Origin of the sequence: Streptomyces pratensis (assembly GCF_037137275.1) — a bacterium.
GTDB lineage: Bacteria > Actinomycetota > Actinomycetes > Streptomycetales > Streptomycetaceae > Streptomyces > Streptomyces pratensis_B.
Map to the genome: position 1 here is coordinate 65,904 of NZ_JBBBEN010000082.1, position 19,153 is coordinate 85,056.

Sequence of the window (19,153 nt, forward strand, 5' to 3'; positions counted from 1 at the left end):
GCCGGTCTCACGCGCCCTCCTTGAGGACGCGTGAGACCAGCGTGCGCTGCGCCCCGGTCAGATCGGGGTCAGCGCAGTACAGGGTGCGGTCGTCGACCGTGATCGCGTACCGGAAGCCGTCCGGCACGCCCGCGGACGGGGCCGCCGTGGCGGAGGCGAGCGCCTGAGCCACGAGCGCGTGCCACTCCGCGGCGTCCTCCCGGCCCTCGGTGTCGACCTCATGGCGGCGGGCGATGCCGGCGAAGCCGCCGGTCCGGCTGACCTGAATACGCATGGGGTCCTGTCTATCGGGGGCCGGGCACAGGCTCAAGCCCGCCTCATCGGCGGGCCGGCTCACGCCCGGGTCGCGACGCCCACCTCCGACCAGGCCTTGAGGACCGCCTCCCGCTCGTCGCCCTCGCCGAAGCGACTGCCCGCCGCCGCCACCGTCAGCCGGGCGAACTCCGCGAAGTCCGCGGTGGCCGTCAGCTCGCCGCCGGTCAGCACGTCGAACCAGATCTGCCCGGCCCGCTCCCACGCGTTGCCGCCGAGCGCGGTGGCCAGGAGGTGGAAGGCGCGGTTGGGGATGCCGGAGTTCAGATGGACACCGCCGTTGTCCTCCTCCGTCTCGATGTAGTCCTCCATCGACGCGGGCTGCGGGTCCTTGCCGAGCACGTCGTCGTCGTACGCCGTGCCCGGGGCCTTCATCGAGCGCAGGGCGACCCCGCTCACCCGGGGGGCGAGCAGCCCCGCCCCGATCAGCCAGTCGGCCTGCTCGGCGCTCTGGCCCAGGGAGTACTGCTTGACCAGGGAGCCGATGACGTCGGACACGGACTCGTTGAGCGCGCCCGACTGGCCCTCGTAGCGCAGGTTGGCGGTGTACTGCGTCAGCCCGTGGGCCAGCTCGTGGGCGATCACGTCCACCGCGACGGTGAAGTCGAGGAAGATCTCGCCGTCGCCGTCCCCGAAGACCATCTGCTCGCCGTCGAAGAAGGCGTTGTTGTACTCGTGGCCGTAGTGCACGGAGCCGGTCAGCGGCAGGCCCTTGCCGTCGATCGAACTGCGGCCGTATGCGCAGAGCAGCAGTTCGAAGGTGGCTCCGAGTCCGGCGTACGCCCGGTTGACGCTGGCGTCGGAGGTGGGCTTCTCGCCCTCGTCGCGGACCCGGCGGCCGGGCAGGGCGGTGCCGTTCTCGCAGTCGAACAGGGTGCGGCGGGGCTTGGTGGGGACCGCGCCCGCTCCGGGGGCGGCGGGGGCGGAGGCGAGCGCCGTCATCCGGCGGCGGGTGCGGCGCAGGCCGTCGGCCTCCAGCGTGCGGCGGGCCGGATCGGCGAGCCGGGCGTCCCCGGACCGGGACAGCTGGTCGAGGACGTGCGGCGGAACGATGGTGCAGAAGACGGGGTGGAGATCGCCGTCGGTTCGAAGGTGCATGGCAACGACTGTGGCATTCCGTCACCACGATGTCACCGGTTGCGACGGTGATTGACGAAATAGAGTGATGAGTCACCGTTTAACCCTCATGGATGCCCGATCCCGCATACTGATACGGACCGGCACCCTGGGCCACACTCGGTTACTCTCGTCGCATCATGCGTTTCGGGCTGCTTCTCCTTAGCTGCCGCGGCGAGGGCCTGTAGTCGTAGGCCGACCCCCTCCCCGCGGAGTCTGGTGCTGCAGCGACACAGTCGGCCTCCCCCCAGCTCTCGGCGAGCCAAGGGGGGACCCCCTCCGTGCTGGACCCGAGGAGCCCTACGCCATGACCACCGTGAACCCCGCCGGTAATTCCGTCGGCCACCCCACCCCGATCACCAACGCTACGCGCTCGCAGAAGCCGTCCGGGATGCCGGTCCACAAGTACGGCGGCTACGAGGCCGTGGACATCCCCGACCGCACCTGGCCCGACAACCGGATCACCGTGGCCCCCCGCTGGCTGTCCACCGATCTGCGCGACGGCAACCAGGCGCTGATCGACCCGATGTCCCCCGCCCGCAAGCGCGAGATGTTCGACCTGCTCGTGAAGATGGGCTACAAGGAGATCGAGGTCGGCTTCCCGTCCTCGGGCGAGACCGACTTCGCCTTCGTCCGCTCCATCATCGAAGAGGGCGCGATCCCCGAGGACGTGACGATCTCCGTCCTGACGCAGGCCCGCGAGGAGCTGATCGAGCGGACCGTCGAGTCGCTGGTCGGCGCGCGCCGGGCCACGGTCCATCTGTACAACGCCACCGCCCCGACCTTCCGCCGCGTCGTCTTCCGCGGCTCCCGCGAGGAGGTCAAGCAGATCGCGGTGGACGGCACCCGGCTGGTCATGGAGTACGCCGAGAAGATCCTGGGCCCGGAGACGGTCTTCGGCTACCAGTACAGCCCGGAGATCTTCACCGACACCGAGCTGGACTTCGCCCTGGAGGTCTGCGAAGCGGTCTGCGACGTCTGGCAGCCGGAGGAGGGCCGCGAGATCATCCTCAACCTGCCCGCCACAGTGGAGCGTTCGACGCCCTCCACCCACGCGGACCGGTTCGAGTGGATGTCCCGCCACCTGACCCGCCGTGAGTTCGTCTGCCTCTCCGTCCACCCGCACAACGACCGGGGCACCGCCGTCGCCGCCGCCGAGCTGGCCGTCATGGCCGGGGCCGACCGCGTCGAGGGCTGCCTGTTCGGCCAGGGCGAGCGCACCGGCAACGTCGACCTGGTCACCCTGGGGATGAACCTCTTCTCCCAGGGCGTGGACCCGCAGATCGACTTCTCGCAGATCGACGAGATCCGCCGCACCAGCGAGTACTGCAACCAGATGGAGATCCACCCGCGTCACCCCTACGCGGGCGACCTGGTCTACACCGCCTTCTCCGGCTCCCACCAGGACGCCATCAAGAAGGGCTTCGACGCCATGGAGCGCGACGCGGCCGCCCGGGGCAAGACCGTCGACGACATCGAGTGGGCCGTGCCGTACCTGCCGATCGACCCGAAGGACGTCGGCCGCTCCTACGAGGCCGTCATCCGCGTCAACTCGCAGTCCGGCAAGGGCGGGATCGCCTACGTCCTGAAGAACGACCACAAGCTGGACCTGCCGCGCCGGATGCAGATCGAGTTCTCCCGGATCATTCAGGCCAGGACCGACGCGGAGGGCGGCGAGATCACCCCGGCGCAGATCTGGTCCACCTTCCAGGACGAGTACCTGCCCAGCCCGGAGGGCGCCGCCAACCGGTGGGGCCGGGTCCAGATCCGCTCCGGCCAGACGACCACCGACACCGACGCCAAGGACACCCTGACCGTCGAGGCCACCGTCGACGGCGTGGACACCGTGCTGAGCGGCACCGGCAACGGCCCGATCTCCGCGTTCTTCGACGCCCTGCAGGCCATCGGCATCGACGCCCGGCTGCTGGACTACACGGAGCACACGATGAGCGAAGGCGCCAGCGCGCAGGCCGCCTCCTACATCGAGTGCGCGATCGACGGCAAGGTGCTGTGGGGCATCGGCATCGACGCCAACACCACCCGCGCCTCCCTCAAGGCGGTCGTCTCCGCGGTCAACCGCGCCGCCCGCTGATCCACGCGGAGCGGCCGGGCGCCCCTCGTACGGAGGTCCCGTTCGCCCCCGTACGGACGACGCCCCCGAACCCCGGCCGCCCGCTCAGGGCGGTCGGGGTTCGGCCATATCCGAGGGCATCGCGTCCGGAAGGCTGACGCCGCGCGGCACATGTGGCTAACATCACGTCCAACCCACGGCAACGTTGCCGGAGCGTTACGGAGGTGTGCGAAGTGCGGTCAGCCAAAGGACAACGCGCTCTGAGGCCGGTCTTCTGCGGCATCCGCACCGTCTGGGACGCCGTCGGCGACGGCACGTTCTTCTGCCCCGGCTGCGGGGGAGACCGCAACTACCGCCGCCTCTCCGGACGCCGACGCCTGACCGTCCTCGGCGTCCCGGTGGTCCGCCGCGGCGAGGCCGGGTGCGTCGTCGAGTGCGCCGCCTGCCACGCCCGCTACGCCACCGAGGCGCTGGACCACCCCACCACCACCCGGTTCTCCGCGATGCTCCGCGAGGCGGTCCACACCGTCACCCTGGCCGTGCTCGCCGCCGGGGGCACCACCTCCCGCACGGTCCTGGACGCCGCGGTCGCCACCGTGCGCGAGGCCGGGCTCGACGACTGCACCCAGGAACAGCTCTACACCGTCGTGGAGGTGCTGGCCGCCGACACCGGGCGGGATTCCGGCGCCGACCCGGCGGCGGAGGCCTGCGGCCCGACCCTCGCCATCGAACTGCACGAGGTGCTGGCCCCGCTCGCCCCGCACCTGGCCGCCGCCGGCCGGGAGTCCGTCCTCCTCCAGGGCGCCCGCATCGCGCTCGCCGACGGGCCCTACCGCGCCGCAGAACGCCAGGTGCTGACCACGGTCGGCAGCGCCCTTGAGCTCCCCGCCGACACCACCTCCCGGCTGCTGACCGCCGCCGCCCGCACGCCCTCGTAGCCCCGTCGTCAACCTGCCGCCGCCGACTGCCCGGGGTGGGCGACAATGGGCGCATGAGCTTGTTCCGGGACGACGGCATCGTGCTGCGTACGCAGAAACTGGGCGAGGCCGACCGGATCATCACGATCCTGACCCGCGGCCACGGCCGGGTGCGCGCGGTCGCCCGCGGGGTGCGGCGCACCAAGTCCAAGTTCGGCGCCCGCCTGGAGCCCTTCTCCCACGTCGACGTGCAGTTCTTCGCCCGTGGCAGCGAACTGATCGGCCGGGGGCTGCCGCTCTGCACCCAGAGCGAGACCATCGCCCCCTACGGCGGCGGGATCGTCGCCGACTACGCCCGCTACACCGCCGGCACCGCGATGCTGGAGACCGCCGAGCGGTTCACCGACCACGAGGGCGAGCCGGCCGTCCAGCAGTACCTTCTGCTCGTCGGCGGGCTGCGGACCCTCGCCCGGGGAGAGCACGCCCCCCACCTCATCCTCGACGCGTTCCTGCTGCGCTCACTCGCGGTCAACGGCTACGCGCCCAGTTTCGAGGACTGCGCCCGGTGCGGAATGCCCGGTCCGAACCGGTTCTTCTCGGTCGCGGCGGGCGGCGTCATCTGCGGCGACTGCCGGGTCCCCGGGAGCGTCGTACCCTCGGCACAGGCCCTCGGGCTGCTCAGCGCGCTGCTCAGCGGAGACTGGGCGACGGCGGACGCGTGCGAGGCACGCCATGTCAGGGAGGGGAGCGGGCTCGTCTCCGCCTATCTGCACTGGCACCTGGAGCGCGGCCTGCGCTCGCTGCGGTACGTCGAGAAGTGACGCGGCGGGCAGAGAAGTGACGCGGCATGCCGGGAAGCGACGCGGCCCGGACGACAGTGACGCGGTACGTAGAGAAGTGACACAGGGAGACTGAGAAGCTGATGGCAGTACGCGGGATTCTCGGCGGCCGTAACCGGCGCACGTACCAGACCCCCGAGCCGCACCCCTCGGGCGCGACGCCGCCGAAGATCCCCGGTGAGCTGGTGCCCCAACACGTCGCCGTCGTGATGGACGGCAACGGCCGCTGGGCCAAGGAGCGGGGCCTTCCCCGGACCGAGGGCCACAAGGTCGGTGAGGGCGTCGTCATGGACGTGCTCAAGGGGTGCATCGAGATGGGCGTCAAGAACCTCTCGCTGTACGCCTTCTCCACCGAGAACTGGAAGCGCTCGCCGGACGAGGTGAAGTTCCTGATGAACTTCAACCGCGACGTGATCCGCCGCCGCCGCGACGAGATGGACGAGCTGGGCATCCGCATCCGCTGGGTGGGCCGGATGCCCAAGCTGTGGAAGTCCGTCGTCCAGGAGCTCCAGGTGGCCCAGGAGCAGACCAAGGACAACGACCGGATGACGCTGTACTTCTGCGTCAACTACGGCGGCCGCGCCGAGATCGCCGACGCCGCGCAGCGCCTCGCCCAGGACGTCGCCGCCGGGAAGCTCGACCCGTCCAAGGTCAACGAGAAGACGTTCCAGAAGTACATCTACTACCCGGACATGCCGGACGTCGACCTCTTCGTGCGCCCCAGCGGCGAGCAGCGCACCTCGAACTACCTGATCTGGCAGAGCGCCTACGCCGAGATGGTTTTCCAGGACGTTCTTTGGCCTGATTTCGACCGTCGGGACCTGTGGCGGGCCTGCCTGGAGTACGCCCAGCGCGACCGCCGCTTCGGCGGGGCCCAGGAGAGCGCGCAGAAGTGACGTGACGACGCGGGACCGGGGCGCACCACGCGCCCCGGCCCCGCGTCGTCGTTCGTCAGGCGGTCAGGCCTTCTTCTCGGCGTTCCCCGCGCACTCCGAGCAGGTGCCGAAGACCTCCACCGTGTGTGCGACGTTCACATAGCCGTGCTGGTCGGCGATCATCTCGGCCCACTGCTCCACGGCGGGTCCCTCGACCTCCACCGCCTTGCCGCAGAGACGGCAGACCAGGTGGTGGTGGTGATCACCGGTCGAGCACCGCCGGTAGACGGCCTCGCCCTCGGTGGTGCGCAGCACGTCGACCTCGCCCGCGTCGGCGAGGGACTGCAGGGTCCGGTAGACCGTGGTCAGGCCCACGGAGTCACCGCGGTGCTTGAGGACGTCGTGCAGCTCCTGGGCGCTGCGGAACTCGTCGACCTCGTCGAGCGCCGCGGCCACCGCCGCCCGCTGACGGGTGGACCGGCCGCGTACCGGCGCTGCGTTCGTGCCACTGATCGGCGCCGTGGCCACAGGTGCCTCCTCGTGTCGCCCGTACATGTGTCGGGCCATTGTGCCAGCCCGACCGGGCGCCCCACTCACACGCGCACGTCGTCCGCGCCCGGTCGGGCGGCCGGTACCTCCAGGGTGCACGCGGCGGCCTTCTCCTCGCGCGTGCGCGCCCGGCGTTTCGCGAGCGGGGCGGCGAGCGCGGTCAGCGCGACGAACACCGCGATGGCCAGCAGCACGATCGTCGCGCCCGGCGGGACGTCCTGGTAGTACGAGGTCACGGTGCCGGCCAGCGTCACGGACGTGCCGATCGCCACGGACAGCACGAAGGTGACCGTGAAGGACTTGGTGATCTGCTGGGCGGCCGCCACCGGCACCACCATCAGCGCGCTGACCAGCAACAGGCCGACGACCCGCATCGCGACGGTCACCGTCACCGCGGCCACCACCGCGACCAGCAGGTTCAGCACCCTCACCGGGAGCCCGGTGACCCGGGCGAACTCCTCGTCCTGGCTGACGGCGAACAACTGCCGGCGCAACCCCACGGTGACCAGCACCACGAACGCGGCCAGCACGCAGATCGCGGTGACGTCGGACTCGGAGACCGTGGACAGCGAGCCGAAGAGATACGAGGTCAGGTTCGCGTTGGAGCCCGTGTCGGACAGGTTGATCAGCATGACGCCGCCCGCCATGCCGCCGTAGAAGAGCATCGCCAGCGCGAGGTCGCCGCGCGTGTGCCCGTACCAGCGGATCAGCTCCATGACGACCGCGCCGGCCACCGCGACGGCCGTGGCCATCCAGACGGGATTGGTGGCGAGCAGGAAGCCGAGACCGACGCCGGTCATCGCGATGTGCCCGATGCCGTCGCCCATCAGGGCCTGGCGGCGCTGCACCAGGTAGATGCCGATGGCGGGCGCCGTGATGCCGACCAGGACGGCCGCGATGAGCGCCCGCTGCATGAAGGGAGGGTTCAGGAATTCCAGCATCATCAGGTCAGCAGTCCCGTCCGGACGGGCTCGGAGGCCGCATGGGGGTGTACGTGGTCGTGGCCGGGCAGGGCGTGCTGGCCGAGCGCCCTGGGCGGGGCCCCGTCGTGCGTCACGCAGCCGTCGCGCAGGACGACGGCCCGGTCGATCAGGGGCTCCAGCGGGCCCAGCTCGTGCAGCACCAGCAGCACGGAGGTGGAGAGGGCCACCTGCTCGCGCAGGGTCGCGGCGAGGATCTCCTGGCTGGCCAGGTCGACTCCGGCCATCGGCTCGTCCATGATCAGCAGCTCCGGCTCCGCGGCCAGCGCACGGGCGATCAGGACCCGCTGGTGCTGGCCCCCGGAGAGCGCGCTCACGGAGTCCTTGGCCCGGTCGCCGAGCCCGACCAGGTCGATCGCACGGTCGACGGCCGCCCGGTCCGCCTTCCCGGGCCACCGCAGCCCGGTTCTGGCCAGCCGGCCGGAGGCGACCACCTCGCGGACGGTGGCGGGCACGCCGCCGGCGGCCGTGGTGCGCTGCGGTACGTAGCCGACCCGGCCCCACCGGCGGAAGCGCCGCAGCTCGGTGCCGAACAGCTCGACCGTGCCGCCGGTCAGCGGGACCTGGCCGATGGCGGACCGTACGGCGGTGGACTTGCCCGAACCGTTGGCGCCGAGCAGGGCGACGACCTCGCCGCGGTGCACGGTGAGGTCCACCCCGCGCAGCACGGGGCGCGCGCCGAGGGTCGCCGTGGCGCCGCGCAGGGCGACCACGGGCTCGCGGGTGCTGGTCTCACGCTCCGGCATGAGCGCCTCCGTTCGAAGGGTGGTGCGGGTCACTTCGCGCCGAGTGCCTTCTGCAGCGCCGCCAGGTTGGATCGCATGACCTCGAAGTAGTCAGCGCCCTTGGACTTGTCCGTGATTCCCTCCAGCGGGTCCAGGACGTCGGTCTTGAGCCCGGTGTCCTTCGCGAGGGTCTCGGCGGTCTCGCCGCTGGCGAGGGTCTCGAAGAAGACCGTGGTGGCCTTCTCCTCCTTCGCGACGGTGTGGAGCTCCTGGATGCGGGCGGGGCTCGGCTCCGCCTCCGGGTCGATGCCCGCGATGCCGTGCTGGGTGAGCCCGTAGCGCTCGGCGAGGTAGGCGAAGGCGGAGTGGGTGGTGATGAAGCTCTTGGTGGCCGTGTTCTTCAGGCCCGTCTCGTACGCGGTGTTCAGCTCGCCCAGCTCGGCGACGAGGGCCTTGGTGTTCTTGGCGTAGTCGGCGGCGTGGTCGGGGTCGGCCTTCTCCAGCGACTTGCCGACGCCCTGTGCGGCCTCGGCGTACTTCACCGGGTCCAGCCAGATGTGCGGGTCGGCGCCGCCGTCCTGGCCGTGGTTGTGCCCGTCGCCCTCTTCGTGGGCCCCGCCTTCCTCATGGGCGTGCTCGTCCTCGCCCTCGTGGCCGTGCTCGTCGGCGTGCTCCTCGGCGCCGTGGTTCTCCAGCGTGGTGAGGGTCGCGGCGTTGACGGTGTGCTCCACGCCGGCCTGCTCGATGGCGTCGTCCACGGCGGGCTGGACGCCCTTGAGGTACAGGGCGTAGTCGGACTCGCCGATGGAGCCGATCTGGCGGGGGGTGAGCTCCAGGTCGTGCGGCTCGACCCCCGGCTTGGTCAGGCTGGTGACCGTGACGTGCTCGCCGCCGATCCGCTCGGCGAGGAACTGCATCGGATAGAACGACGCCGTCACCTTCAGCGTGTCGCCGTCGCTCCCGTCCGCGGCGTTGGAGGTGGAGCAGGCCGAGAGAGCGGTCAGGCCGAGGGCGACTGCTCCGGCGACGGCGGTGGTGGGTATCAGACGACGTACGTTCATGACTGTCATTTTCAACAAAAGTGGAAACGATTGTCAACTAGACGTATGAGATGCCCGGAAGATCACCGGGAAAGCGCGGGAAGGCCGTCCGCGCCCCCACCGATTTGATCCGGGGGGTGCGCCCGCCGGTAATCTGGGGCTTTCGCCCGCCCGTCTCGCCATCCCCACCGCGCCGAGGCGCTTCGCGTCACCCCTGTCCAACTTTCGCCGTCGCAATGAAGAGAGCACCGTGGCCGCCGACAAGATCGACACCATCGTCAGCCTGAGCAAGCGCCGTGGCTTCGTCTACCCCTGCAGTGAGATCTACGGCGGCCAGAAGGCCGCCTGGGACTACGGGCCGCTGGGCGTGGAGCTGAAGGAGAACCTGAAGCGTCAGTGGTGGCGCTACATGGTCACCTCGCGCGAGGACGTGGTCGGCCTCGACTCGTCGGTCATCCTGGCCCCCGACGTCTGGGTCGCCTCCGGTCACGTCGCGACCTTCTCGGACCCGCTCACCGAGTGCACCTCCTGCCACAAGCGCTACCGCGCCGACCACCTGGAGGAGGCGTACGAGGAGAAGCACGGCAAGCCGCCGGTCAACGGCCTCGCCGACCTCAACTGCCCCAACTGCGGCAACAAGGGCACCTTCACCGAGCCCAAGCAGTTCTCGGGCCTGCTCTCCACCCACCTCGGCCCGACCCAGGACTCCGGCTCGGTCGCCTACCTGCGCCCCGAGACGGCCCAGGGCATCTTCACCAACTTCGGCCAGGTGCAGCAGACCTCGCGCAAGAAGCCGCCGTTCGGCATCGCGCAGATGGGCAAGTCCTTCCGGAACGAGATCACTCCGGGCAACTTCATCTTCCGGACCCGCGAGTTCGAGCAGATGGAGATGGAGTTCTTCGTCAAGCCGGGCGAGGACGAGGAGTGGCAGCAGTACTGGATGGACCAGCGCTGGAACTGGTACACGGACCTCGGCATGCGCGAGGAGAACATGCGCTGGTTCGAGCACCCGCAGGAGAAGCTCTCCCACTACTCCAAGCGCACCGCGGACATCGAGTACCGCTTCCGCTTCGGCGGCAGCGAGTGGGGCGAGCTGGAGGGCGTCGCCAACCGCACCGACTACGACCTCAAGGCGCACTCCAAGGCCTCCGGCACCGACCTGCAGTACTACGACCAGGAGGCCGGCGAGCGCTGGACGCCGTACGTCATCGAGCCCGCGGCCGGTGTCGGCCGCGCGATGCTGGCGTTCCTGCTCGACGCCTACATCGAGGACGAGGCGCCCAACGCCAAGGGCGTCATGGAGAAGCGCACGGTGATGCGCCTCGACCCGCGCCTGGCCCCGGTCAAGGTCGCGGTCCTGCCGCTGTCCCGCAACCCGCAGCTCTCGCCGAAGGCCAAGGGCCTGGCGGCCGACCTGCGCAAGAACTGGAACATCGAGTTCGACGACGCGGGCGCCATCGGCCGCCGCTACCGCCGCCAGGACGAGATCGGCACCCCGTTCTGCGTCACCGTCGACTTCGACACCCTCGACGACAACGCGGTGACCGTGCGCGAGCGCGACACCATGAAGCAGGAGCGCGTCTCCCTGGACCAGATCCAGGCCTATCTCGGCGCCCGCCTGATCGGCTGCTGACGTCCCGCGCCCCCGGCGCGTGAGGCCCCCGGTCCCGTCCGCGCACGGAGCCGGGGGCCTCACCGTCCCCGTGGACCGGCCAGCCCTGAGGGCCGGCTCGTCGTCCCGCGGACCGGAAAACCCGGTGCGGAGCGCGGCGGGCGCGGGTACCGTCTCCGGCATGTCTTCGTTCTTCCAGATCTACGAGTGAGCGCGCGGCGGGTTCGACCACCCGCCGCCCCCCGGATCGATCACGATCACTTCCCTCCTCACTTCTCACCACGAACGGAGAACGCCGTGGCCAAGAGCCGCAACAACCTCCTCGGCGTCGGCGGACAGCGCAAGAAGCTGTCCCGCGCCGAACAGCAGGGCGCGGGTTCCGCGCGAGGCGCCGACCGCAAGGCCGCAGAGGACAAGAAGCAGGAACTGGTGCGCAAGATGCGTGAGCGCGCCGAGGCCCAGGCGGCGACCGCCGCCGAGCCGGGCGAGCAGGACACGCCCGCGCGCGGCTGACGCCTCACCTCCACCCCGTACGACGGTGGGCCCGGATCATCCGTGATCCGGGCCCACGCCGCGTGGTCCTAGGACGGCAGCAGGACGACGGGGCGCACCGGTCCAGGGGCGAGGTCATGCCCCGGGGCCGGCGGGGTCGCCGTCGGACACGACCCGCTCGGCTATCAGGTCGCCGAGCGGGTCCGTCACGCTCCAGGAGTGGGGAGCGGCGTGGTGGTCGAAGAACGCGCACAGCCGCACGACGCCGGTGTCCAGTCGGCGGAGGGCGGCGGGGCACCACGGCACGGCGGCGACCCGGTGGACGCGGTCCGCACCCGTACCGGTCCAGAAGAGCCACACGGCGGGGTCGCTCGGCGTCTTCGCCGACCAGAGATGCGCGGCGTGCTCGACGTGCTCGTCGTGCTCACCGAGGTCGCACAGGAGGAAGGGGCCCCGAGCGGAACCGTCCGGCGGGCCCTCGGCCCGGCCTTCCGGGGCGTCGAGGACGAAAGGTGCTTCGTCCAGCGGTACGTGGGTCACGGAGGTGCATTGCAGCACGTCGGTCTCTTCTTGGGGAGGGGCCTGCGAAGCGGCCGGGCGGGGGCGCCCCATGGCGCCTGTCGGCGGGCGAACGCCCCCATGAGGCGGGGCAGTCGAAGCCGCAGATGGATCTCGGCGGCCCCGAAGGCGAGGGCGATCCGGACCCGTGACCGGGCGAGGCGGCTGCTCACAGCACCTCGCCCCGGCTGCGGGCGTTGAGGTACGCGGTACGGGCGCGGAGCTGTTCCATGGGGAGCGCGGGCCGGACGCGGCGGGGGTCGGCCTCCCATTCGATCCCGCCGCCCATGGGTCGCAGCGACCAGAAGGGGCCGGCGACCCCTCGGAACTCGCCCACCCGGTCGCGGCGGCTGGTGTCGACGACGAGGGCGCCGAGGGCGGGGAGGCCAGGGGGTGGTTCTTCGGCATGCGCATGAGTGTTCGGGTCGTACACCTCTCGCACCTCTCCGTAGCTGTTTGACTACCGGGGCGACTCAGCGTGGCCTAACGTGAAGAACCCTTCAACTAGTCGAAAACGAAGGAAGGGGGGCTTCGGCATGGTCAACCGCAAGGACCTGAATCCGGGCAGCAGTCCGCAGGCTGCTTACGGCGCCCGTATCCGGCGGTTCCGGGAGGCGCGGGGGTGGAGCCAGGAGGGCCTGGCGCCGCGGATCGGGTACTCCAGCCAGCACGTCTCCGCCGTGGAAACCGCTCGCAAATCTCCAACCCTGCGCTTTTCGCGCAAGTCCGACCAGGCATTCGGTACGACCGGCACCACGGACTCGTTCGAGCGCGAGTGGGCCGAGATGCGCAACGGCCTGCTGCTGGAGGGCTTCCCGGAGTACGTCGGGTACGAGGGCCGGGCGGTGGAGATCAGACTGTTCCAGATCGGCCTCGTTCCCGGGCTGTTGCAGACCCCGGAGTACGCGCGGGCCGTGGCCTACGGAGACGTGGAGCGCGGGTCCATCACCGCTGAACAGGCCGACGAGCGCGTCTCGTTCCTGGCGCAGCGGCAAGCGTCCCTGGTGCGGTCGAGGCCGCCCATGGTCTTCGTCGTCATGGACGAGAGCTGCCTCCATCAAGCCGTCGGCGGTCCGGAGGTCATGGACGCCCAGCTGCAACGGCTGATCGAGGTGGCCGCGCTGCCGAACTGGATCGTCCAGGTGGCCCCGTTCGGCCTGGGCGCCCGCAGGGCGTTCAACCTGCCCGTCAATCTGCTCACCCTTGCGGACCGGTCCATCGTCGCGTATGCCGAATCACAGGCGCAGGGGCACGTCGAGCGGGAGAGCTCGTTCGTGGTGCCGTTGCTCACGGCCTACCATCAACTCCAGGGCGAGGCGCTGTCGAAGGCGGCGTCTGTGGCCAAGATCAGCCAGTTGCGAAAGGGCACTCCGTGACGACCGAATCCCCTCGTTGGTTCACGTCTTCCTACAGCTCGAACGGCGGTGACTGTGTCGAGGTGGCCGCCAACCTCGCCGCCTCGCACGGCATCGTCCCCGTCCGTGACTCGAAGAACGTGAACGGCCCTGCGCTGAGCCTTCGCGCAGACGCGTTCACGGCCTTCGTCGCGGGCGTCCGGGCCGGAGACCTCGACACCGTCTGACCGGCCGGTCGGACGCAGCCCCACCCTGCCGCGCGGATGCGCCCAGCACGGTGGGGCTCCGCGCTGTCCGGCCGCCGAAGCCCTCGGCGGTCCGCGGGCGGTGGCCGTGAGCACGACGACAGGAGCCGCGGGGCCCACCCGCTTCACCGCGTCGTCCGCTCAACGTTCTGTGTCATCAGGGGACTTCGGGGTAACCGTGCGCTAGGCCGGTCCGAGCCGGGGCCGGCCGGTCGAGCGAGCGTCCCGAAGGAGTGTCAGATGGATACGCACCACGGCAACCGGCCGACCGGGCAGAAGTCCCACGGTGCGCCCCCGAGCGGGGCGGCCGGCAACGTGTTCAGCATCATCGCGATCGTTCTGGGCGTGATCGGGCTCATCTTCGTGCCGATCGTCTTCGGTCTGGCCGGCGTGGTGATGGCCATCATCGCCAAGACCGTCCGGCATGAGCGGCTCGCGACGGTCGCCATAGTCGTCAGCGCCATCGGGCTGATCGGCGGCATGATCCTCGGCGCGGTGGTCGCCACCGCGTGAGCGGGACCTTCGGCCCCGGGCGGAGCGCTCGGCCGACGCGTCCGCCGACCCGCCCCCGGCCCGACCCGGCGCCGCCCCACCATGCCCGGCATGGTGGGGCTTTCCGCTGTCCCCGCGCGGGGGAGCCGGGAAGCGTCGAGGGCGCCCGGCGCCTCGGGGGCGGGATGACGACGCCCCGGCGGCCGCGCGTGTGACCGGCGCACCCGCTCGTCCCGGCCCTGGCCGAGGGCAGCGGGCGTCGTCCCGGCGACCGAGCCGTCCCCGGGCGGGGCCGGGCGCCCCCGCCGCGCCCCCGGCCCGTCGGCCATCCGTCCGGCGTACGCGACAATGGAGCCATGACCACGCTCGCCCCCGCCCTCCCGCAGCTCCGCATCGGCCCGCACACCGTGCAGCCGCCGGTGGTGCTGGCCCCGATGGCCGGCATCACCAACGCCCCGTTCCGGACGCTGTGCCGGGAGTTCTCCGGCGGCAAGGGGCTGTTCGTCAGCGAGATGATCACCACCCGGGCGCTGGTCGAGCGCAACGAGAAGACCATGCAGCTCATCCACTTCGACGCGGCCGAGACCCCGCGCTCGATCCAGCTGTACGGAGTGGACCCGGTCACCGTCGGCAAGGCGGTCCGGATGATCGTCGACGAGGGCCTGGCCGACCACATCGACCTGAACTTCGGCTGCCCGGTCCCCAAGGTCACCCGCAAGGGCGGCGGCTCCGCACTCCCGTACAAGCGGCCCCTGCTGCGGGCCATCCTGCGCCAGGCGGTCTCCCACGCCGGGGACCTGCCGGTCACCATCAAGATGCGCAAGGGCATCGACGACGACCACACCACCTTCCTGGACGCGGGGCGCATCGCCGTCGAGGAGGGCGTCACCGCCGTCGCCCTGCACGGCAGGACCGCCGCCCAGCACTACGGCGGCACCGCCGACTGGGACGCCATCGCCCGCCTCAAGGAGCATGTGCCGGAGATCCCCGTCCTCGGCAACGGTGACATCTGGTGCGCGGACGACGCCCTGCGGATGATGCGCGAGACCGGCTGTGACGGCGTCGTCGTCGGGCGCGGCTGCCTGGGGCGCCCCTGGCTCTTCGCCGACCTCGTCAACGCCATGGAGGGCCGTGACGCCCGTCGCGCGCCCGCCCTGCGCGAGGTCGCGGACGTCATGGTGCGCCACGCGACGCTGCTGGGGGAGTGGATCGGCGACGAGACGCGCGGGGTGATCGACTTCCGTAAGCACGTCGCCTGGTATCTCAAGGGCTTCGCGGTCGGCTCCGAGATGCGCAAGAAGCTGGCGGTCACGTCCTCGCTGGAGGAGCTGGCCGGCCAGCTGCACGAGCTGGACCTCGACCAGCCCTGGCCCGAGGGCGCGGACGGGCCGCGCGGGCGCACGTCGGGGAACAACCGGGTCGTGCTGCCGGACGGCTGGCTCAAGGACCCGTACGACTGCTCGGGCGTCAGCGCCGACGCGGAGCTGGACACTTCCGGCGGCTGACGCCCCGGAGGCCTCGCCCGAGGGGCGCCGGCGGCCTGCTGCCCGGTGTACGGGCGCGGACGACGCCCGCCCCGCGCCTTCGGCCCGCGCCTTCGGCCGGTGGCCCCGGGGGCGCCGTCGCCCCGGGCTCGGGTCCAGGTTCCGTGGCGGCCGGGAAGCGGCCCGACGACGGGCGGGCGCACGCGTGAGGCGGACCGCCGCGGAGCCGAACGGCACCGCCCACCTCCGCGCTCCGCGTCCCGCCCGCCCCCGCCCCGCCGAGCCCGCCCCCGCGCCTCCCGTGCGCTCTGCTTCCCGCGTGCGGCCGACCTTCGACGCGCCCGTCACGCTCCGGCCTCGTGGTGCCGCGCGCCTGCGGAAGGCGTCCGCATCCTGGAATCTCCGGTCCGAACCGAGCGTGATTCCCGCCACCCTTGATCGGGGTTACGCTCAGATGAGCGAAATGACCATGGCTGCACTTCTGGAAGTGCTGGCACTCAGTGCCACGCCGCTGGCTTCGAGAGGTGAACTCACCTGCTCACCCTCCCGCTCATAGGAGCACGCTAGGTCAAGATCAAGCCATGCTGCTTTCAAGGGGTGAAGGGGCAAGGGCGCTGACTTCGGCCGAGCGATCCTTTCGATCTGCTGGCGGAAGAGTGGTTGCGGCCGCATGACGACCAAGTGGACGTACCCAGATACCTTCGATCTGGGTATGTTCCTCGCCGTCAGGGCAGCCACCGCGTCCTCGAGGAGTCGAGACCCGTGTCGGAAAACAAAGATCCCCAGAAGTTCGTCTACGACTTCACCGAGGGCAACAAGGATCTGAAGGATCTTCTCGGCGGCAAGGGTGCGAACCTCGCCGAGATGACCAACCTCGGGTTGCCCGTCCCTCCGGGCTTCACGATCACCACCGAGGCCTGCAAGGTCTACCTGGAGAGCGGCGAAGCGCCGACCGAGCTGCGCGACGAGGTGAGCGAGCACCTCACCGCCCTGGAAGCGCGGATGGGCAAGCGGCTGGGCCAGGCCGACGACCCGCTGCTGGTCTCCGTACGCTCCGGCGCCAAGTTCTCCATGCCTGGCATGATGGACACGGTGCTCAACATCGGCCTCTCCGACGCCTCGGTGGAGGGCCTCGCCGTCCAGTCCGGTGACGAGCGGTTCGCGTGGGACTCCTACCGCCGCCTGATCCAGATGTTCGGCAAGACCGTCCTCGGGGTCGACGGCGACCTCTTCGAGGAGGCCCTGGAGGAGGCCAAGCGCGCCAAGAAGGTCAGCGTCGACACCGATCTGGCGGCGGCCGACCTCAAGAAGCTGGTCAAGCAGTTCAAGAAGATCGTCGAGTCCCAGGCCCGGCGCGCGTTTCCGCAGGACGCGCGGGAGCAGATGGACCTGGCCATAAACGCGGTCTTCGACTCGTGGAACACCGACCGGGCCAAGCTCTACCGCCGCCAGGAGCGCATCCCCGGCGACCTGGGCACGGCCGTCAACGTCTGCTCCATGGTCTTCGGCAACCTGGGCCCCGACTCCGGCACGGGCGTCGCCTTCACCCGCGACCCGGCCAGCGGCCACCAGGGCGTCTACGGCGACTACCTCCAGAACGCGCAAGGCGAGGACGTCGTCGCCGGCATCCGCAACACGGTGCCGCTCGCCGATCTGGAGTCGATCGACAAGAAGTCGTACGACCAGCTGATGCAGATCATGGAGACGCTGGAGAACCACTACAAGGATCTCTGCGACATCGAGTTCACCATCGAGCGCGGACAGCTCTGGATGCTTCAGACCCGGGTCGGCAAGCGCACCGCCGGCGCCGCCTTCCGCATCGCCACCCAGCTCGTCGACCAGGGCCTGATCGACGAGGCCGAAGCCCTCCAGCGGGTCAACGGCGCGCAGCTCGCCCAGCTGATGTTCCCGCGCTTCGACGAAGAGGCCGTCACCGAGCTGCTCGGCCGGGGCATCGCCGCCTCGCCCGGCGCGGCCGTCGGCAAGGCCGTCTTCGACTCGTACACCGCCATCAAGTGGTCCCGGTCCGGCGAGAAGGTCATCCTCATCCGCCGCGAGACCAACCCCGACGACCTGGACGGCATGATCGCCGCCGAGGGCATCCTGACCTCGCGCGGCGGCAAGACCTCGCACGCCGCCGTCGTGGCGCGCGGCATGGGCAAGACCTGTGTCTGCGGCGCGGAGGAGCTGGAGGTCGACACCAAGCGCCGCCGGATGACGGTCGGCGACCGGGTGATCGAGGAGGGCGACGTCGTCTCCATCGACGGCTCCACCGGCAAGGTCTACCTGGGCGAGGTGCCCGTCGTGCCGTCGCCGGTCGTCGAGTACTTCGAGGGCCGGATGCACGCCGGGGCGGACGACGCCGACGAGCTGGTCGCCGCCGTGCACCGGATCATGGCGTACGCGGACCGGGTGCGGCGGCTGCGGGTGCGGGCCAACGCCGACAACGCCGAGGACGCGCTGCGGGCCCGCCGCTTCGGCGCCCAGGGCATCGGCCTGTGCCGCACCGAGCACATGTTCCTCGGTGAGCGCCGCGAGATGGTCGAGAAGCTGATCCTCGCGGACACCGACGACGAGCGCGAGAGCGCGCTGGCGACCCTGTTGCCGCTCCAGAGGGCCGACTTCATCGAGCTGTTCGAGTCGATGGACGGCCTGCCCGTCACGGTGCGCCTCCTGGACCCGCCGCTGCACGAGTTCCTGCCCGACATCACGGAGCTGTCCGTGCGCGTCGCGCTCGCGGAGTCCCGCAAGGATGCCAACGAGAACGACCTGCGCCTGCTCCAGGCCGTGCACAAGCTCCACGAGCAGAACCCGATGCTCGGTCTGCGCGGGGTGCGCCTGGGCCTGGTGATCCCCGGCCTGTTCGCGATGCAGGTCCGGGCGATCGCCGAGGCCGCCGCCCAGCGCAAGAACGCCAAGGGCGACCCGCGCGCCGAGATCATGATCCCGCTGGTCGGCACGGTCCAGGAGCTGGAGATCGTCCGCGACGAGGCCGACCGGGTCATCGCCGAGGTCCAGGCGGCCACCGGCACCGACCTCAAGCTCACCATCGGCACCATGATCGAGCTGCCGCGCGCCGCGCTGACGGCCGGCCAGATCGCCGAGGCGGCCCAGTTCTTCTCGTTCGGCACCAACGACCTCACCCAGACGGTGTGGGGCTTCTCCCGCGACGACGTGGAGGCCTCCTTCTTCACCGCCTACCTGGAGAAGGGCATCTTCGGGGTCTCCCCGTTCGAGACGATCGACAAGGACGGCGTCGGCGCGCTGGTCCGCAGCGCCGTCGAGGCCGGCCGGGCCACCCGCCCCGACCTCAAGCTCGGGGTCTGCGGTGAGCACGGCGGCGACCCGGAGTCGGTGCACTTCTTCCACGAGGTGGGCCTGGACTACGTGTCCTGCTCGCCGTTCCGGATTCCGGTGGCGCGGCTGGAAGCGGGCCGGGCGGCCGCCGAGTCCAGGGGCAGCGACAGCCGCTGACCCGGCCCCGGGGCGTG

The 19,153-nt window shown here is 70.8% G+C and carries 19 protein-coding genes; 11 read left to right on the forward strand and 8 right to left on the reverse strand.

The annotated features are described in order from the left end of the window. Positions 1 to 7: 7 nt before the first annotated feature. Both V9U70_RS10670 and V9U70_RS10675 read right to left on the reverse strand, forming a co-directional pair. Positions 8 to 274 (reverse strand): protealysin inhibitor emfourin, encoded by a 267-nt coding sequence (locus V9U70_RS10670; protein WP_336674266.1) that lies wholly within the window; start codon positions 272 to 274, stop codon positions 8 to 10. 59 nt (positions 275 to 333) lie between these two features. After that, positions 334 to 1,410, reverse strand: a complete 1,077-nt coding sequence (locus V9U70_RS10675; protein ID WP_336674267.1) for a M4 family metallopeptidase — start codon at positions 1,408 to 1,410, stop codon at positions 334 to 336. Positions 1,411 to 1,735: 325 nt separating this feature from the next. On the opposite strand from V9U70_RS10675, the gene leuA reads away from it, so the two are divergent. The 4 genes from leuA to V9U70_RS10695 all read left to right on the forward strand — a co-directional run bounded on the left by leuA (position 1,736) and on the right by V9U70_RS10695 (position 6,151). After that, positions 1,736 to 3,520 carry a 2-isopropylmalate synthase gene (leuA, locus tag V9U70_RS10680; RefSeq protein ID WP_336674268.1) on the forward strand — a complete coding sequence of 595 codons (1,785 nt, stop codon included), beginning with the start codon at positions 1,736 to 1,738 and terminating at the stop codon, positions 3,518 to 3,520. A 212-nt stretch (positions 3,521 to 3,732) separates the two neighbouring features. Continuing rightward, the gene (locus tag V9U70_RS10685; RefSeq protein WP_336674269.1) at positions 3,733 to 4,437 is read left to right on the forward strand and encodes a TerB family tellurite resistance protein; all 705 of its coding nucleotides are present in this window, start codon (positions 3,733 to 3,735) and stop codon (positions 4,435 to 4,437) included. 53 nt (positions 4,438 to 4,490) lie between these two features. After that, complete coding sequence (gene recO, locus V9U70_RS10690) at positions 4,491 to 5,237, forward strand: DNA repair protein RecO (RefSeq protein ID WP_336674270.1); 747 nt, start codon at positions 4,491 to 4,493, stop codon at positions 5,235 to 5,237. Positions 5,238 to 5,338: 101 nt separating this feature from the next. Beyond that, complete coding sequence (locus V9U70_RS10695) at positions 5,339 to 6,151, forward strand: isoprenyl transferase (protein WP_336674271.1); 813 nt, start codon at positions 5,339 to 5,341, stop codon at positions 6,149 to 6,151. A gap of 63 nt (positions 6,152 to 6,214) precedes the next feature. On the opposite strand, the gene V9U70_RS10700 is transcribed toward V9U70_RS10695, so the two are convergent. The 4 genes from V9U70_RS10700 to V9U70_RS10715 all read right to left on the reverse strand — a co-directional run bounded on the left by V9U70_RS10700 (position 6,215) and on the right by V9U70_RS10715 (position 9,445). Beyond that, positions 6,215 to 6,658, reverse strand: a complete 444-nt coding sequence (locus V9U70_RS10700; RefSeq protein WP_336674272.1) for a Fur family transcriptional regulator — start codon at positions 6,656 to 6,658, stop codon at positions 6,215 to 6,217. A 65-nt stretch (positions 6,659 to 6,723) separates the two neighbouring features. Next, a complete protein-coding gene (locus V9U70_RS10705) occupies positions 6,724 to 7,623 on the reverse strand; it encodes a metal ABC transporter permease (RefSeq protein ID WP_336674273.1) in 900 nt (299 codons plus the stop codon). Beyond that, entirely contained in the window at positions 7,623 to 8,405 is a 783-nt protein-coding gene (locus V9U70_RS10710; RefSeq protein ID WP_336674274.1) for a metal ABC transporter ATP-binding protein, read from the reverse strand. Before V9U70_RS10710 ends, V9U70_RS10705 begins: the two co-directional genes overlap by 1 nt. Before the next feature lie 29 nt (positions 8,406 to 8,434). Next, complete coding sequence (locus V9U70_RS10715) at positions 8,435 to 9,445, reverse strand: metal ABC transporter substrate-binding protein (RefSeq protein WP_336674275.1); 1,011 nt, start codon at positions 9,443 to 9,445, stop codon at positions 8,435 to 8,437. A gap of 229 nt (positions 9,446 to 9,674) precedes the next feature. Between V9U70_RS10715 and V9U70_RS10720 the strand changes: the two genes are divergently transcribed. Both V9U70_RS10720 and V9U70_RS10725 read left to right on the forward strand, forming a co-directional pair. Continuing rightward, positions 9,675 to 11,057, forward strand: coding sequence for a glycine--tRNA ligase (locus V9U70_RS10720; RefSeq protein ID WP_336674276.1), 1,383 nt, complete (start codon positions 9,675 to 9,677; stop codon positions 11,055 to 11,057). 276 nt (positions 11,058 to 11,333) lie between these two features. Next, entirely contained in the window at positions 11,334 to 11,549 is a 216-nt protein-coding gene (locus tag V9U70_RS10725; RefSeq protein ID WP_336674277.1) for a DUF6243 family protein, read from the forward strand. 114 nt (positions 11,550 to 11,663) lie between these two features. Here V9U70_RS10725 and V9U70_RS10730 read toward each other — a convergent pair whose 3' ends face one another. Then, complete coding sequence (locus V9U70_RS10730) at positions 11,664 to 12,086, reverse strand: hypothetical protein (RefSeq protein WP_336674278.1); 423 nt, start codon at positions 12,084 to 12,086, stop codon at positions 11,664 to 11,666. 169 nt (positions 12,087 to 12,255) lie between these two features. Further along, a complete protein-coding gene (locus V9U70_RS10735) occupies positions 12,256 to 12,519 on the reverse strand; it encodes a hypothetical protein (protein ID WP_336674279.1) in 264 nt (87 codons plus the stop codon). A 103-nt stretch (positions 12,520 to 12,622) separates the two neighbouring features. Between V9U70_RS10735 and V9U70_RS10740 the strand changes: the two genes are divergently transcribed. The 5 genes from V9U70_RS10740 to ppdK all read left to right on the forward strand — a co-directional run bounded on the left by V9U70_RS10740 (position 12,623) and on the right by ppdK (position 19,136). Next, the gene (locus tag V9U70_RS10740) at positions 12,623 to 13,462 is read left to right on the forward strand and encodes a helix-turn-helix domain-containing protein (protein ID WP_336674280.1); all 840 of its coding nucleotides are present in this window, start codon (positions 12,623 to 12,625) and stop codon (positions 13,460 to 13,462) included. Further along, entirely contained in the window at positions 13,459 to 13,668 is a 210-nt protein-coding gene (locus V9U70_RS10745; RefSeq protein WP_336674281.1) for a DUF397 domain-containing protein, read from the forward strand. The genes V9U70_RS10740 and V9U70_RS10745 overlap by 4 nt, the downstream gene beginning before the upstream one ends. Positions 13,669 to 13,926: 258 nt before the next feature. After that, positions 13,927 to 14,199, forward strand: a complete 273-nt coding sequence (locus V9U70_RS10750) for a hypothetical protein (RefSeq protein WP_336674282.1) — start codon at positions 13,927 to 13,929, stop codon at positions 14,197 to 14,199. A 335-nt stretch (positions 14,200 to 14,534) separates the two neighbouring features. Next, positions 14,535 to 15,683: a tRNA dihydrouridine synthase DusB gene (gene dusB, locus V9U70_RS10755; protein ID WP_336674283.1), complete on the forward strand. Its 1,149-nt coding sequence runs from the start codon at positions 14,535 to 14,537 to the stop codon at positions 15,681 to 15,683. Positions 15,684 to 16,424: 741 nt separating this feature from the next. Then, positions 16,425 to 19,136, forward strand: a complete 2,712-nt coding sequence (gene ppdK, locus V9U70_RS10760; RefSeq protein WP_336674284.1) for a pyruvate, phosphate dikinase — start codon at positions 16,425 to 16,427, stop codon at positions 19,134 to 19,136. Positions 19,137 to 19,153: the final 17 nt, after the last annotated feature.